This is a genomic window from Streptomyces sp. NPDC051051, from assembly GCF_040682975.1.
In the GTDB taxonomy this organism is placed as follows: Bacteria; Actinomycetota; Actinomycetes; order Streptomycetales; family Streptomycetaceae; genus Streptomyces.
Window position 1 is genome coordinate 1 of sequence record NZ_JBFBCB010000004.1, and the last position, 14,670, is coordinate 14,670.

The window sequence follows — 14,670 nt, forward strand, 5'->3', positions numbered from 1 at the left end:
GTCCACTCACGCGGCAGATACAACTGCCACTCCAACGGACACGAGGCGGTGTCGGTGGCGGCATGGACACTGACCGCGACCTGGCAGTTCGCCCGCTTCCCAACCGCCCCGCAGTACTGGCGGGCCACCCCGGCCGACGCCTTGCCGCACTTGGGGAACGACACGTCGTCGATCACCCACACCTCAGGAGTGATCACCTCGACAGCCGCTCGGCGATCCGCCGCCGCACCGGCAGCGGATCCCACGGCGACTGGTTAACGAACTGCTGCAGGGCCTGCATGTTCCCGTCCGGCAGCCGATCCGCCATCGGCTGGATCGACTTGCGTCGGCCGTCCAGCATCAGACCCCGCAGGTAACACTCGCCCCACCGCCGCTGATCCCGCCGCGGCAACGACCCGAACACCTCGGCAACGAACCCCGATAACTCACCCCGGAGCCGTTCCACTTCCCCCAGCCTCATACCAGAGAAGACGCCCACCACCAGGCGAGATCACCCGACGTAACGAAGCACCACTAGTCCACGCGGGCGCAGCGCCCTGTCTGGCGGATCACGGCGTGAAGGCGCGCTGGACGGTCAGCGCGAGTGCGGTGCGGCGTGCCTTGTGAGCGGCTTCGGGTTCGTCCTTGTGTGCGGTGTACATGGGGCTCGCCGGTGACCAGGTCATCGACATGGTGGTGACGATGGCCAGCACGTCGGCCGGCGCGATGCCGGGATCGACGAGGCCCCTGGCTTGGGCGTCGGCGATCGACTGGATCTTCTGTGCGTCGTGGCCCGGCATGAAGTGGTAGAGGTCGCCGGTGGGCGTCCGTTCCAGTCGGGCCCAGGTGGCCAGGCGGACCAGTTCGGGGCGGAGGAGGTAGGCGTCGTAGAGCCGGACGGCATAGCCGGGAAGGTCGTCGCCGGTGACGGGGACCGTCTCGACAATGACATCCAGGTGCTCGGCGAAGACGGCGTCGAAGAGTTCGTCCTTGCTGCGGTAGTACTTTCGGTCATGGCTTCGGAGCGGACCGGCAGGGTTTCATCGTCTCGGGCGAGGCGGCAGTGGAGCATGAGCCAGCCGTAGGTGCGCTCGACCGCCCACCGCTTCAGGATCAAGGGTCAAGGCCCCAGCGGCATCTCACCCCACCTCCAACCCCTCCGCCATCTGATCCCCGCATCCGACCATCGCGCCGAGATGACCGTCCGCTTCGCCATCTGGGAGCAGATCACCGGCGGCGGCGTCGCCGGGCCCTGGACAGCCGCGGCCTCGAACACCCCCAGTACAGCCACGGCGGACCCTGGCGATAACCCCGTGACGGGGCACCCACGGTGGGTATGGCCATTGAGTGACACACTGTCATTCCACGAGATTTCAGGGGGAATTGGGGATGACTTACCGCCGTCACCCGCCCAAGTACCGCGCCGTCTGCTGGCCGACCCCGCGTTCGTCCGGGCCCTGCACGAGCGGGACTTCACCACGGTGTTCGCGATGGCCCACGACGCGGGGATCTCCTTCAACCGGATCGCGGAGGCGTGCGCGCTCAAATCCGAGCGCGTCAGCCAGATCGCTCGGGGCACCGCAGCTGTCACCGCGCTGGCGACTGTCGAGAGAATCGCCGGCGGACTGCGCATTCCCGGTGCCCTACTGCGGCTCGCTGCGCATCCCTAGGAGGACACCGCCGCCCACAGCACGGAGTCCCACCATGGAGATGACCCCATGAAACGCCGCAACCTGCCGCGCGGCGCACTGGCCGCCGGCCTCAACGCCCCGGCCCTCGCCGCCCTCAGCGCCGCCCGGACCGACGTCGACCAGCCCCTCTCCCCCGACGTGCCCCAGGACCTGCCCGACTTGGAAGCGGCAGCCGAGAGCTACGGGTACGGCTACCACGGCCAGCAGCCCACCCTCGTCCTCGCCGACCTGGTCTGCGACTTCGCCGGTCTGCGCCCGCTGCTCACCGTCCCTCAGCCCGCGCCGGTCCGGGCACGGCTGTGCCGCACGGCCGGGCAGATGGCCGGGATGACCGCGATCGTCTTACACGACCTGGGCAGCCGCCGGGAGTCCCGCGCCTGGTGCGCCACCGCCGCCCAGGCCGCCGCCGAATCCGGCGATCCCCAGCTGCACGCCTGGGTCCTCGCCCGCGAGGCGATGGTCCCGCTCAACTACGGCGCCCCGAAGGCGGCGGCCGGCCTCGCCGAACGAGCCCGTCACGTCACCGGGCACCGGCCGACCGCCGCGGCGACGCTGGCGGCCGCGGTCGCCGCCCGCGCCTACGCCCTCAACCACCAGCCCGAGCAGGCCCGCGCCGCACTCGAGGCCGCCGACGCCCTCATGGACCGGCTCCCCGAGGGCGAGCGGTCGGACACGTGGCTGACGTACGGCGAGCAGAAGCACCACGTCCACCTCAGCCACGCGTTCACCACCCTCGGGGAGACCCGCCTCGTCCACGTCACAGCCAGGAGCGCGCCCTGGAGCTGTCCGCGCCGACCAGCACCATGACGCGCACCCTGCTGAACATCGACGCGGCGGCGTGTTCCCATCACGACGGTGACACCGAGCAGGCGTGCCGCCGTACGGTCGCGACCGACAGCCCCCTTCAGCAAGATCAACCAGAAGATCATCCCGCCCGGCCAACCAACGTGACAGCGCCGTTCGCAGCCCTGCCCTCGCATCGCGACCGCGCGCTGGTCGCCTTCTACATCTCGGCCAGCCCGCGCGCCTCGGAACTCCTCGGCGTCAGCCGCGACCGGCTCAGCCCCGGTGACCAGACGATCGGCGTCATCCGCAAGGGCTCCCGGGCCCTGCAACGGATCCCCGCCTCCAGCGACGCGTTCGTATGGCTGCGGCTCCACCAGCAGCAGATCCGCCCGCAGGCCCTCGACGGGCCGGAGGAACCGCTGTGGTGGATCCTCCGACGCCCGATCAGGCCGTTGAGCTACGACGCGGCCCGCATGGTGTTCGCCCGGGCCAACGAGACCCTGGGAGCAAACTGGACCCTGCATGACCTGCGGCGCAGCGCGGCCAAACGCATGGTGCGCGACCCCAAGCTCTCGCTCACCGACGTCCAATGGGTCCTTGGCCATCTCCACATCAGCACCACGGAGCAGTACCTCGAACCCGCCGAGGACGAGGTCGTCGCGCACGTGCTGGCCCACCACGCCCGGCAGGCTGCAGAGCCCGTCAAACCGGTGATGCCCGCCCCGGGCTACCGTTCCGAGGTTCTCCAGACGCTGTCCGGCACGGCCTCGGTGGAGGCCCAGCGTGACCACCGCGACCGTGACTGCCCGGCCCTCCGCCCCCGTCCATCACGCCCCCTTGCCTCCCGGCCAGGAGAATCGCGAAGCGCCGACGACCTGGTGGCAGACGGAGGAACCGCGCGAACAGGTGCTGGAGCGCACACTCGCGCTGCCGTTCACCGCGGACAGCGACGCCGACCTGCGCACACGGCACCGCGGTCTGATGAAGCTGCTGGACTGGCTGGAGGACCAGCCCGGCCGCACCTGGTAGGAGCGCTGGATGGCCAGCGGAGCTGAGGAAGCAGGCCGGGAGTGGACGCGGATGCCGATGCAGTGGCTCTCGTGGCTGATGAGTGATACTCCCGGCTCGCTGCAGAACACCTGCCCGCCGATCTCGCCGAGCGGAGGACATGCTGAGCCCGTCGCCGAGCGATTGGGCGAACCCTGTCCGCCGCCGGTCAGAGCGTTTCGCCGGTGCAGGACCCATGGGGGCCGCAGGCATAGCAGGTGTACCGCATGCATCCGGTGCACAGTCCGATGTTCTCCAGCCGGTAGCGGTCACCACAGCCCTCGCATACGGCCCGCTCCCGCAGCATGGCCGTCCAGCCGTCGGCGCCCCCGAGGGAGTCGTAGGAGGCGGCGACGAACTCCGCCCACGTGATGTCGTGGTCGGTCCAGTGCTTGAGGTGCCAGGAGTACACCGCGAAGAACGCCTTGCCGGTCACGAGGTGGTCGCGCCCACGGCCGTCGCGGACCCACAGTCGGACGAGCTCCCTGATCCGCTCCTCGAACGGCAGTCCGCAGTCGAGGGCGACGTGGTCGCTGTTCACCGCCTCATCATGTGGCACCTCGTGCGCCACCTCGGTGACATCACTCCGGGCACCGTGAACCGACGACCCTCCCATGGGGCCCACCGGGGATCCTGCGGCTTCGGTGTACCACGTGACGACGTGAGCTGTGAGCTCGTTGATCGAGTAATCGATCTTCGTCCGGACACGGTCCGGGTCGAGGAGCATGGCCTTGAACGGCCACGGCCCCTCCATGTGAACCACATGTTCCTCAGTGTCGTCGGTCAGTACGGCCGTGCGTCCGCCATCCAGGGCGACGACCCAGTAGACGCCGCCGTCCTCCGGGTCGTGAAACACCTGTATCCGGGCTGCGTCGATACCCGCCGCCAACAGCGCGCCGATGACACCGTATCGATTGGCGACGCCGGGAGGACTCCCCTTCTCCCTCCACCTCACCCCGGTCGCGGCGGGCGGCACTTGCGTCGGCCGAGCGGGGCCTGGTTCGGGGCAGTCGGCGGCGTCTCTCGCGTCCATGAGAATGGGGCCTCCTTCGTGATGGTTGCACCGGGCCCACAATCTTGTCGTACGGACCGCTAGTGTCCTGCGCCAGAGATCCGTCGGCAGAAGCGGGCGAGGGAGTCGAGGATCTCTTCGGCTGTCTTGGTCCAGATGAACGGCTTGGGGTCTTCGTTCCAGTCTTTGACCCAGGCGCGGATGTCGGCTTCCAGGGCCTGGATGTTTTTGTGTGCGCCGCGGCGGATCATCTGGTGGGCGAGATAGCCGAACCACCGCTCGACCTGGTTGATCCAGGAGGAGCCGGTCGGGGTGAAGTGCAGCTCGAACCTGGGGCGTTTGGCCAGCCAGGCCCTGATCGCCGGTGTTTTGTGGGTGCCGTAGTTGTCCACGATCAGGTGGATCTGCAGGTGGGCGGGCACCGTTTTGTCGATGCGGATCAGGAACTTCTTGAACTCCGCGGCCCGGTGCCGGCGGTGCAGGGCGGTGATGACTTCGCCCGTGGCGACGTCGAAGGCGGCGAACAGGGTGGTCAGGCCGTTGCGGACGTAGTCGTGGGTGCGCCGCTCGGGCATGCCCGGCATTATCGGAAGCACGGGCTGGGAGCGGTCCAGGGCCTGGATCTGCGACTTCTCGTCCACCGAGAGCACCACCGCACCTTCGGGAGGGTTGAAATACAGGCCGACGACGTCATAGACCTTCTCCACGAACAACGGGTCCGTCGACAGCTTGAAGGTGTCCGCGAGATGCGGCTTGAGCTGGAACTGCCGCCAGATCCGGCCCACGGTCGACTTCGACAGACCGCTGTGCTCGGCCATCGATTTACGCGACCAGTGGGTGGCGTTCTTCGGCACCTGTTCCAGCGTGGTGACCACCACCGCTTCCACCTGGTCGACGGTGATGGTGGGCGGCCGGACCGGCCGGGGTTCATCGGCCAGCCCGTCCAGCCGCTCGGCGAGGAAGCGCCGCCGCCATTTGCGGACGGTGTCCGCACTCACCCACAGATCCCGGGCGACCGTGACAATCGGCGGCACCTCCGGCCCCGCACACGCCAGCACGATCCGCGCCCGAAGGGCCAGCGCCTGGGCCGATGTCGCCCGGCGCGTCCACCTTCCCAACACCGCCCGCTCGTCATCAGACAGCAGCAACGGTTCCAGTTTCGGGCCCCGACGGGGAACTGACGCACCAGCAGCAGAAGTCACACAACTACTCACGATCAACTACTGGCGCAGGACACTAGTTCCAGCAGCGGTTCGTGTCCTGAGCTGGCGGTTGTCGTTGTCCCGGCATGGAGGGGATGACTGAAGTCGGTTGCCGGGCTGCGGAGTTGGAGTCGGTACTCGAGCGGGTGGCGGGCCGGTTCGGTCGGGCGGATCTGCGGTGGCGGATGCGGGACTATGTCCGCGGTCTGCTGGGCCAAGCGGCACGCAAGAACGGCTGGCAGCTCGCGGAATGGGCGGGCCACCGCACTCCGGACGGCTTCCAGCGGCTGTTGAACAGCAGCGTCTGGGACGCGGATGCCCTGCGTGACGACGTCCGTGCTTACGTCGGTGAACGTCTCGGTCCGGACGGGGTACTGATCATCGACGACACCGGGTTCATCAAGAAAGGCACCACGTCGGCCGGGGTGGGCCGGGTGAGCGCTTCAGGTCGTCGCCGGTGACAGGTCCGGCTGCCCCGCACGCCGCTGCGGTGCTGTCCGTACGGCGAGCACCATGGTCAGGCCCCCACCCGGGGTGTCCTCGGCGTGCAGACTCCCTCCGATGGCCTCGGCGAAGCCGCGGGCGACCGCGAGGCCGAGGCCGACGCCGTTGCCGCGCGGGGCGTCGCCGTAGCGCTGGAAGGGTTCGAAGATGCGGGGCTTGGCCTCGTCCGGGACACCGGGGCCGCGGTCGACCACCCGGACCTCCACCCGGTCGGCTATGGCGCTTGCGGAGACCAGCACCCGCTCCCCCGGCGGGCTGTACTTCACCGCGTTCTCGACCACGTTGGCGACCGACCTCTCCAGCAGGCCGCGGTCGACGTCCACCATGGGCAGGGTCTCCGGGACGTCCAGGTCCACACTGTCCTCGGGGACTCCGCCCAGCGCCATCGGGATCACCTCGTCCAGGTCGGTCTCGCGGATGATCGGAGTGACGGTCCCGGTCTGGAGGCGGGACATGTCGAGCAGGTTGCCGACGAGGTGGTCAAGGCGATCGGCGCCGTCCTCGATGGCCTCCAGCAGTTCCGCCTGGTCCTCCTCGGACCACTCGACGTCGTCGGCGCGGAGGGAGGTGACCGAGGCTTTGATGCCGGCGAGCGGGGTGCGCAGGTCGTGGCTGACGGCGGCAAGCAGGGCGGTGCGGATGCGGTTGCCCTCGGCGAGTTCCTTGGCCTGGTCCGCCTCCTGCTGAAGGCGTCGGCGGTCCACGACCACGGCGGCCTGGGCGGCGAAGGCGGCCAGCACCCGGCGGTCCTCGGCCGGCAGGACCCGCCCGGACAGGGCCAGTGCCATGTGGTCGCCGGCCGGGACGTCGACATCGGCCTCGTCGGGAACGGCGCAGGGACGTGGACCGACGCTGCCGGCGCAGGTCCAGGGTGCGACATCGCTCTCGCGCTCCAGCAGCGCCACCGACTCCATGCCGAAGGTCTCGCGGACCCGTTCCAGAAGGGCGTCGAGGCTCGTCTCGCCGCGCAGGACATGGCCGGCGAGGAAGAAGAGGATCTCCGACTCCGCCCGCAGGCGCGCCGCCTGGTCGGTGCGGCGGGCCGCGACGTCCACCACCGACGCAACGGCCACAGCGACCCCGACGAAGATCACGATGGCGACGATGTTCTTCGGGTCGGCGATGGTCAGTGTGTGGACGGGCGTGGTGAAGTACCAGTTGAGCAGCGTGGAGCCCACCACCGCGGACGCCAGCGCCGGGAGGAGCCCGCCCACCAGGGCCGCCGCCACGGTCAACGACAGGAACAGCAGCATGTCGTTGGCGAGACCGACGTCCGGGAGGACGCCCGTCAGCAGCCGGGTGAGCAGGACGGGACCCAGCACACCCGCGAGCCAGCCCGCGAGGACCCGGGACTGCCCGAGGCGTGCCCCGCGCGCCACCGGCAGGCCGCGGCCCTTGCCCGCCTCGCCGTGCGTGATGAGGTGGACGTCGAGGTCGGGGCCGGAGTCGCGGGCCACGGTGGCTCCGACGCCGGGTCCGAAGACGTACTGCCAGCTCCTGCGGCGGGAGACGCCGAGGACGATCTGGGTGGCGTTCACCCCCCGGGCGAACTCGAGCAGAGCAGCGGGTATGTCGTCGCCGACAACGTGATGGAAGGTGCCGCCCAGGTCCTCGACGAGCGTGCGCTGGACGGCGAGCTCCTTGGGCGAGGCGGCGGTGAGGCCGTCGCTGCGGGATATGTAGACGGCCAGCACCTCTCCGCCCGCGCCCTTTTCCGCCAGCCTTGCCGCCCGCCGGATCAGGGTGTGGCCCTCCGGACCGCCGGTCAGGCCGACAACGATCCGCTCCCGCGAGCCCCAGATGGCCGAGACCCGGTGCTCGCTGCGGTACTTGTTCAGGTACTCGTCGACCCGGTCGGCCACCCACAGCAGCGCCAGCTCGCGCAGGGCGGTCAGGTTGCCGGGGCGGAAGTAGTTGGACAGGGCCGCGTCGACCTTGTCCGATTTGTAGATGTTGCCGTGCGCCATACGGCGGCGCAGCGCCTCCGGCGACATGTCGACCAGCTCGATCTGGTCGGCACGCCGGACGACCTCGTCCGGAACGGTCTCCCGCTGCCGCACACCCGTTATCGACTCCACCACGTCACCGAGCGACTCCAGGTGCTGGATGTTGACGGTCGAGACCACGTCGATGCCCGCGGCCAGCAGCTCCTCCACGTCCTGCCAGCGCTTGGAGTTCCGCGAGCCCGGCACGTTGGTGTGGGCCAGCTCGTCGACCAGTGCCACGGCGGGGGCCCGGCGCAGGACGGCGTCCACGTCCATCTCGGTGAAGACCGTGTCCCGGTACTCGATCTCCTGGCGGGGCACCTGCTCCAGGCCGTGCAGCATCACCTCGGTGCGCGACCGGCCGTGGTGCTCCACGAAGGCGACGACACAGTCCGTGCCGCGCTCGATACGGCGGTGCGCCTCCGACAGCATCGCGTACGTCTTGCCGACGCCGGGTGCCGCGCCGAGGTAGATCCGGAGCTTGCCGCGTGCCATGTCGTCCCTCGGTCAGGCTTCGAAGCGGTAGCCCATGCCGGGCTCGGTGATCAGATAGCGGGGGTGGGAGGGGTCCTTCTCCAGTTTCCGCCGCAGCTGGGCCATGTAGACCCGAAGGTAGTTGCTCTTGTTGGGCTGCGAGATGCCCCAGACCTCCCGCAGGAGGTGCTTCTGGCTGACCAGCTGGCCCGGATGGGTGACCAGGATCTCCAGCAGGTGCCACTCGGTGGGGGTGAGCCGCACGTCCTGCCCGCCCCGGACGAGCTTCTTGGCCAGCAGGTCGACGGTGAATTCGCCCGTCGCGACCAGAGTCGACTCCGGGGTGAGCGGAATGTCCTCGGTGCGACGCACGGCGGCCCGCAGCCGGGCCAGCAGCTCGTCCATGCTGAACGGCTTGGTGATGTAGTCGTCGGCGCCCGCGTCCAGCGCCGACACCTTCTCGCCGGAGGACTGCCGGGCGGACAGCACCAGGATCGGCGCCCGGCTCCAGCCGCGCAGACCCTTGATGACGTCGACGCCGTCCATGTCGGGCAGGCCGAGGTCGAGCAGGACGACGTCGGGCTGGCGCGCGGCGGCGAGCCGCAGGGCGGTGGCCCCGTCGGGGGCGGCGTCCACGCCGTAGTGACGTGCCTGCAAGTTGATCACGAGGGCCCGCACGAGCTGCGGGTTGTCCTCGACCACGAGCACCCGGGTCATGAGTGTGCTGCCTCTCCTGTCGTACGTCGGACCATGAGCGTCGGCAGCGGAGCGACCGACGTCATGGCGGCGGGAGCCGACCGGTCCGGGCACTTCTGCCGGCCGCCGACCCCGCCGAGAACACGCGACGCCATCAGCTCTTCGCCACGAGTTCCTTGAGGGCGGTGTTGAGCTCGAGCACGTTCACCCGTCGCTCACCGATGAAGCCGAGGGTACGGCCCTCGGTGTGCTCGTCGATCAGCTCCTGGACCTCGGTGACGGGCAGGCCGTTCCTCACGGCGACCCGGTGGACCTGGATCTGCGCGTATTCCGGGGAGATGTCCGGGTCGAGGCCGGAGCCGGAGGACGTCACCGCGTCGGCGGGCACCTCGGCCGGCTCGACCGCGTAGCCGGGGACCGAGTTGTCCTTCACGACGGCGGTCTTGGCGTCCTTCACCCACTGGATCAGCTCGTCGTTGTCGCCAGCCCGGTTGGTCGCACCGGACAGGATGAGCGAGTACTGGGTGTTGGCGCTGTTGGCGCCCAGGCCGTTCTGCGGACGGCCCTGGAACCACTTCAGGTCGGCGGCCGGGGTCTCCTCGCCCTCCTTCAGCGGCAGGTTGTAGGACTGCCCGATCAGGGAGGAGCCGACGACCTTGCCGTCGGACCTGATCTCCGAGCCGTTCGCCTTGTCGTGGAACAGCCCCTGGGCGATGCCCGTGACGACGAGCGGGTAGACGACCCCCGTCACCAGGGTCAGCGCGAGGAGGGCGCGCAGGCCCGCCCCGAGCAACCGGGCGGTGTTGGTCACAGAGTTGTTCATGGCGATCAGCACGCCTTTCGAGAGTCACAGCCCGGGGACGAGGGACAGGAGCATGTCGATGATCTTGATACCGATGAAGGGTGCGATCAGGCCGCCGAGACCGTAGATCCCGAGATTGCGCCGGAGCAGCCTGTCGGCGCTGACCGGCCGGTACTGCACGCCCTTCAGGGACAGCGGCACCAGGGCGATGATGATCAGCGCGTTGAAGATCACCGCGGACAGGATGGCGGAGTCCGGCGAGGACAGGCCCATGATGTTGAGCTTGTCCAGGCCCGGGTAGACCGCCGCGAACAGCGCCGGGATGATCGCGAAGTACTTCGCCACGTCGTTGGCGATGGAGAACGTCGTCAGCGCACCGCGCGTGATCAGCAGCTGCTTGCCGATCTCGACGATCTCGATCAGCTTGGTCGGGTTGGAGTCGAGGTCGACCATGTTGCCGGCCTCCTTGGCGGCCGACGTCCCGGTGTTCATGGCCACGCCGACGTCCGCCTGCGCGAGCGCGGGGGCGTCGTTGGTGCCGTCACCGGTCATCGCGACCAGCTTGCCGCCCGCCTGCTCCCGCTTGATCAGCGCCATCTTGTCCTCGGGGGTGGCCTCCGCGAGGAAGTCGTCGACGCCCGCCTCCTCGGCGATCGCCTTCGCGGTCAGCGGGTTGTCGCCGGTGATCATGACGGTCCTGATGCCCATGCGGCGCAGTTCCTCGAACCGCTCGCGCATGCCGTCCTTGACGACGTCCTTGAGGTGGATGATGCCCAGGACCCGGGCACCGGCGGCGTCCTCGACCGCGACCAGCAGCGGAGTGCCGCCGGCCTCGGAGATACGGTCGGCGACGGGGCCGGCGTCCTTGGCGACCCGGCCGCCGCGCTCCTCGACCCAGGCGATGACCGAGCCGGCCGCGCCCTTGCGCACCCGGCGCCCGTCGACGTCCACGCCCGACATACGGGTCTGGGCGGTGAAGGCGATCCACTCCGCGCCCACCAGCTCGCCCTGGTGCCGCTCGCGCAGCCCGTACTTCTCCTTCGCCAGGACGACGATCGAACGCCCCTCGGGCGTCTCGTCGGCCAGCGACGACAGCTGGGCGGCGTCGGCGACCTCAGCCTCCGTCGTCCCGCGCACCGGCACGAACTCGGCGGCTTGGCGGTTGCCGAGCGTGATGGTGCCGGTCTTGTCCAGCAGCAGCGTGGAGACGTCGCCGGCGGCCTCGACCGCGCGCCCGGACATCGCCAGGACATTGCGCTGCACGAGCCTGTCCATGCCCGCGATCCCGATCGCCGAGAGCAGCGCGCCAATGGTGGTCGGGATGAGGCAGACCAGCAGGGCGACCAGCACGACCATGCCGAGTTCGGAGCCGGCGTAGTGCGCGAACGGCGGCAGGGTCGCCACCGCCAGCAGGAAGACGATCGTCAGCGAGGCGAGCAGGATGTTCAGCGCGATCTCGTTGGGGGTCTTCTGCCGGGCCGCGCCCTCGACCAGGTTGATCATCCGGTCGATGAAGGTCTCGCCCGGCTTCGTCGTGATCTTGATGACGATCCGGTCGGACAGAACCTTTGTACCGCCGGTGACAGCCGAGCGGTCACCGCCGGACTCGCGGATGACGGGCGCCGACTCGCCGGTGATGGCCGACTCGTCCACGCTCGCGACGCCCTCGACGACGTCGCCGTCACCCGGGATGACGTCACCGGCCTCGCAGACGACGAGGTCACCGACCCTCAGCTCGGTGCCGGGGACCACGGTCCCGTCGGCCTTGCGGGCCACGGAGTCGGTCTTGGCCTTGCGCAGCGTGTCCGCCTGCGCCTTGCCGCGGCCCTCGGCGACCGCTTCAGCGAGGTTCGCGAAGATCACGGTGAGCCACAGCCAGGCGCTGATCGTCCAGCCGAACCAGTCGCCCGAGTCCTGGAAGGAGAAGACCGTCGTCAGGACGGAGCCCACGAGGACCACGAACATCACGGGCGACTTGACCATCACCCGCGGGTCGAGCTTGCGGAACGCGTCCGGCAGCGACTTCACCATCTGCCCGGCGTCGAACAGACCCGCGCCGACACGACCCTCGGGGGTCTTGTGACCCGTCGGCGCGTCCTGGTGGGGCGCCGGAGTGGATACGGACATGGAGTCCTCTGACTTCTCTGTGCGGGTGGTCGTCACGCCAGCCCCTCGGCGAGCGGGCCCAGCGCGAGGGCCGGGAAATAGGTCAGACCGGTGATGATGAGGATCGCGCCGACCAGCAGGCCGGTGAACAGCGGTTTCTCGGTGCGCAGCGTGCCCGCGGTGACCGGAACCGGCGTCTGCCGGGCCAGCGAGCCGGCGAGAGCGAGTACGAACACCATCGGTACGAAGCGGCCGAAGAGCATGGCCAGGCCGAGCGTGCTGTTGAACCAGCGGGTGTCCGCGTTCAGCCCGGCGAAGGCCGAGCCGTTGTTGTTCGAGGCGGACGTGTAGGCGTAGAGGATCTCGGAGAATCCGTGCGCCCCGCTGTTGGTCATGGAGTTCGGCGGGGTCGGCAGGGCCATCGCGAACGCGGTAAAGATCAGCACGAGTGCCGGGGTGACCAGGATGTACAGGGCCGCCAGCTTGATCTCGCGGGTACCGATCTTCTTGCCCAGGTACTCGGGGGTGCGGCCGACCGTCAGACCGGCGATGAACACCGCGATGATCGCCATGATCAGCATGCCGTAGAGGCCGGAGCCGACACCGCCGGGCGCGATCTCGCCCAGCATCATGCCGAGCAGGGTGATGCCGCCGCCGAGGCCGGTGAAGGAGGAGTGGAAGGAGTCCACCGCACCGGTCGAGGTGAGCGTGGTCGACACGGCGAAGATCGACGAGCCGCCGATGCCGAACCGGACCTCCTTGCCCTCCATCGCCCCGTTCGCGAGCTCGAAGGCCGGGCCGTGGTGGGAGAACTCGGTCCACATCATCAGAGAGACGAGACCGAGCCAGATGGTGCCCATCGTGGCGAGGATGGCGTGGCCCTGCTTCACCGAGCCCACCATGACGCCGAACGTGCGGGTCAGGGAGAACGGGATCACCAGGATCAGGAAGATCTCGAACAGGTGGGAGAACGGGGTCGGGTTCTCGAAGGGGTGGGCGGAGTTGGCGTTGAAGTACCCGCCGCCGTTTGTGCCGATCTCCTTGATGGCCTCCTGGGAAGCCACCGCGCCCCCGTTCCACTCCTGCGAGCCGCCCATGAACTGGCCGACCTCGTGGATACCGGAGAAGTTCTGGATCACGCCGCAGGCGACCAGCACGATCGCGGCGACGAGCGCGAGCGGCACGAGGATACGTACGACACCGCGCACCAGGTCAGCCCAGAAGTTGCCGAGTTCACCGGAGCGGATGGGGGTCCCCCCGCTTGAGCGAAGCCGAGAGTGAGGGAGGGCGAAACCGCGCACCAGCGTCACCGCGACGGCCATGCCGACGGCCGCGGAGACGAAGTTCTGCACGGCCAGACCGGCAGTCTGCACGACGTGACCCATGGCCTGCTCGCCGTAGTACGACTGCCAGTTGGTGTTCGTCACGAACGACACGGCCGTGTTGAACGCCTGGTCCGGGTCGATGGCGTCGAAGTCGAGCGAGCCGGGCAGGACCCCCTGGAGCCGCTGAAGGCCGTAGAGGAAGAGGACGCCGATCACCGAGAAGGCGAGGACACCGCGCAGATACGCGGTCCACGTCATATGCGCGTCGGGGTTGGCACCGATGCCCTTGTAGATCCACTTCTCGACCCGCAGATGCCGCTTCGAGGAGTAGACCCTGGCCATGTAGGTGCCGAGGGGGATGTGGACGAGCGCCAGCGCGCCTGTCAGGGCGAGCAGTTGGAGCACGCCGGCGGTTATTGGACCCATGCTGCTCTCAGAACCTCTCCGGGAAGATCAGGGCGAGGACGAGATAGCCCAGCAGGGAGACGGCCACGACCAGGCCGACGACGTTCTCGGCGGTCACAGCTTCGTCACCCCTTTGGCGATGAAGGCCACCAGCGCGAAACCCGCGAGCGTGGTGATGACGAAGGCCAGATCGGCCATCGCGAACTCCTGGAGTCAGGCTCGGTTGAACGGACGAGTAGAGGAAAGCGCCTCTGTGGCCGGAACGGGGCGTCCGTTGACGACTCTCTTACGGCATCGCGGAGCGTCTTGACGGAACTCATACGCTGCTCGCCCCTACCCGCGAGTAGGAAATCGGGGTGCAGGTGAGCCGCTTCACAGCAGCCGGAACCGGGGCCGGCGGTCCGCGTGCCGGGCGCCCGGCGCGGGGGACGCGGGTGTTCCGACCGCCTTCCGTCGCTTGTGGCCGTTCCTTGCGGCATCTCGGTACTCAGCCGGCAGCCGTTGACGGAACATTGACGCAGGCGGGAGGCGGGAAGCGGGGGGGACGGCCCGCGCCGCGGCCTCGTTCGGGCTCCGGGGCGCGGACCCGTGAGGTGGACGGCACTCCGCGCGCGCGGACTGCTGCCCGGTCAGGCGCTCGCGTTTCGGACCATCAG

11 protein-coding genes and 4 pseudogenes are annotated in these 14,670 nt (G+C 69.1%); 4 read left to right on the plus strand and 11 right to left on the minus strand.

The genetic code is table 11. From position 1 onward, the window contains the following. The 3 genes and pseudogenes from AB0N31_RS04385 to AB0N31_RS04395 form a co-directional block, all read right to left on the minus strand. Positions 1-460, minus strand: a pseudogene (locus AB0N31_RS04385) (transposase); the annotation flags it as partial. 88 nt (positions 461-548) lie between these two features. Next, positions 549-935, minus strand: a complete 387-nt coding sequence (locus tag AB0N31_RS04390; RefSeq protein ID WP_366057017.1) for a hypothetical protein — start codon at positions 933-935, stop codon at positions 549-551. Between the two features lie 56 nt (positions 936-991). Beyond that, positions 992-1,096 (minus strand): annotated as a pseudogene (locus AB0N31_RS04395) (IS5/IS1182 family transposase); the annotation flags it as partial. Positions 1,097-1,109: 13 nt separating this feature from the next. Between AB0N31_RS04395 and AB0N31_RS04400 the strand changes: the two are divergent. From AB0N31_RS04400 to AB0N31_RS04410, 3 genes and pseudogenes are all read left to right on the plus strand, one after another. After that, a pseudogene (locus AB0N31_RS04400) lies at positions 1,110-1,214 on the plus strand (IS6 family transposase); the annotation flags it as partial. Between the two features lie 483 nt (positions 1,215-1,697). Further along, complete coding sequence (locus AB0N31_RS04405; RefSeq protein ID WP_366056845.1) at positions 1,698-2,477, plus strand: hypothetical protein; 780 nt, start codon at positions 1,698-1,700, stop codon at positions 2,475-2,477. Then, complete coding sequence (locus AB0N31_RS04410) at positions 2,474-3,511, plus strand: site-specific integrase (protein WP_366056846.1); 1,038 nt, start codon at positions 2,474-2,476, stop codon at positions 3,509-3,511. The genes AB0N31_RS04405 and AB0N31_RS04410 overlap by 4 nt, the downstream gene beginning before the upstream one ends. Positions 3,512-3,672: 161 nt before the next feature. Here AB0N31_RS04410 and AB0N31_RS04415 read toward each other — a convergent pair whose 3' ends face one another. Together AB0N31_RS04415 and AB0N31_RS04420 are read right to left on the minus strand one after the other, a co-directional pair. Further along, positions 3,673-4,536, minus strand: a complete 864-nt coding sequence (locus AB0N31_RS04415) for a hypothetical protein (protein WP_366056847.1) — start codon at positions 4,534-4,536, stop codon at positions 3,673-3,675. Positions 4,537-4,595: 59 nt separating this feature from the next. Continuing rightward, a complete protein-coding gene (locus AB0N31_RS04420; protein ID WP_366056848.1) occupies positions 4,596-5,717 on the minus strand; it encodes an IS630 family transposase in 1,122 nt (373 codons plus the stop codon). Positions 5,718-5,812: 95 nt separating this feature from the next. On the opposite strand from AB0N31_RS04420, the pseudogene AB0N31_RS04425 reads away from it, so the two are divergent. After that, a pseudogene (locus tag AB0N31_RS04425) lies at positions 5,813-6,151 on the plus strand (transposase); the annotation flags it as partial. Positions 6,152-6,160: 9 nt separating this feature from the next. Here the strand turns inward: AB0N31_RS04425 and AB0N31_RS04430 are convergent. From AB0N31_RS04430 to kdpF, 6 genes are all read right to left on the minus strand, one after another. Then, positions 6,161-8,701: a sensor histidine kinase KdpD gene (locus AB0N31_RS04430; protein WP_366056849.1), complete on the minus strand. Its 2,541-nt coding sequence runs from the start codon at positions 8,699-8,701 to the stop codon at positions 6,161-6,163. Positions 8,702-8,713: 12 nt separating this feature from the next. Continuing rightward, a complete protein-coding gene (locus AB0N31_RS04435; protein WP_366056850.1) occupies positions 8,714-9,397 on the minus strand; it encodes a response regulator transcription factor in 684 nt (227 codons plus the stop codon). Between the two features lie 133 nt (positions 9,398-9,530). Then, on the minus strand, positions 9,531-10,199 hold the full coding sequence (locus tag AB0N31_RS04440; RefSeq protein WP_366056851.1) for a potassium-transporting ATPase subunit C: 669 nt from the start codon (positions 10,197-10,199) through the stop codon (positions 9,531-9,533). Positions 10,200-10,223: 24 nt separating this feature from the next. Beyond that, positions 10,224-12,305, minus strand: a complete 2,082-nt coding sequence (gene kdpB, locus AB0N31_RS04445) for a potassium-transporting ATPase subunit KdpB (protein ID WP_366056852.1) — start codon at positions 12,303-12,305, stop codon at positions 10,224-10,226. Positions 12,306-12,337: 32 nt separating this feature from the next. Continuing rightward, positions 12,338-14,035 (minus strand): potassium-transporting ATPase subunit KdpA, encoded by a 1,698-nt coding sequence (gene kdpA, locus AB0N31_RS04450; RefSeq protein ID WP_366056853.1) that lies wholly within the window; start codon positions 14,033-14,035, stop codon positions 12,338-12,340. A gap of 7 nt (positions 14,036-14,042) precedes the next feature. Further along, positions 14,043-14,132 (minus strand): K(+)-transporting ATPase subunit F, encoded by a 90-nt coding sequence (gene kdpF, locus AB0N31_RS04455; protein WP_037672136.1) that lies wholly within the window; start codon positions 14,130-14,132, stop codon positions 14,043-14,045. Positions 14,133-14,670: the final 538 nt, after the last annotated feature.

Bases quoted from the DNA above. Each gene is read 5' to 3' on its own strand.
- AB0N31_RS04435 (WP_366056850.1), bottom strand. From the start codon at position 9,397: ATGACCCGGGTGCTCGTGGTCGAGGACAACCCGCAGCTCGTGCGGGCC.
- AB0N31_RS04415 (WP_366056847.1), bottom strand. From the start codon at position 4,536: ATGGACGCGAGAGACGCCGCCGACTGCCCCGAACCAGGCCCCGCTCGG.
- AB0N31_RS04430 (WP_366056849.1), bottom strand. From the start codon at position 8,701: ATGGCACGCGGCAAGCTCCGGATCTACCTCGGCGCGGCACCCGGCGTC.
- kdpA (WP_366056853.1), bottom strand. From the start codon at position 14,035: ATGGGTCCAATAACCGCCGGCGTGCTCCAACTGCTCGCCCTGACAGGC.
- AB0N31_RS04440 (WP_366056851.1), bottom strand. From the start codon at position 10,199: ATGAACAACTCTGTGACCAACACCGCCCGGTTGCTCGGGGCGGGCCTG.
- AB0N31_RS04405 (WP_366056845.1), top strand. From the start codon at position 1,698: ATGAAACGCCGCAACCTGCCGCGCGGCGCACTGGCCGCCGGCCTCAAC.
- AB0N31_RS04410 (WP_366056846.1), top strand. From the start codon at position 2,474: ATGACGCGCACCCTGCTGAACATCGACGCGGCGGCGTGTTCCCATCAC.
- kdpB (WP_366056852.1), bottom strand. From the start codon at position 12,305: ATGTCCGTATCCACTCCGGCGCCCCACCAGGACGCGCCGACGGGTCAC.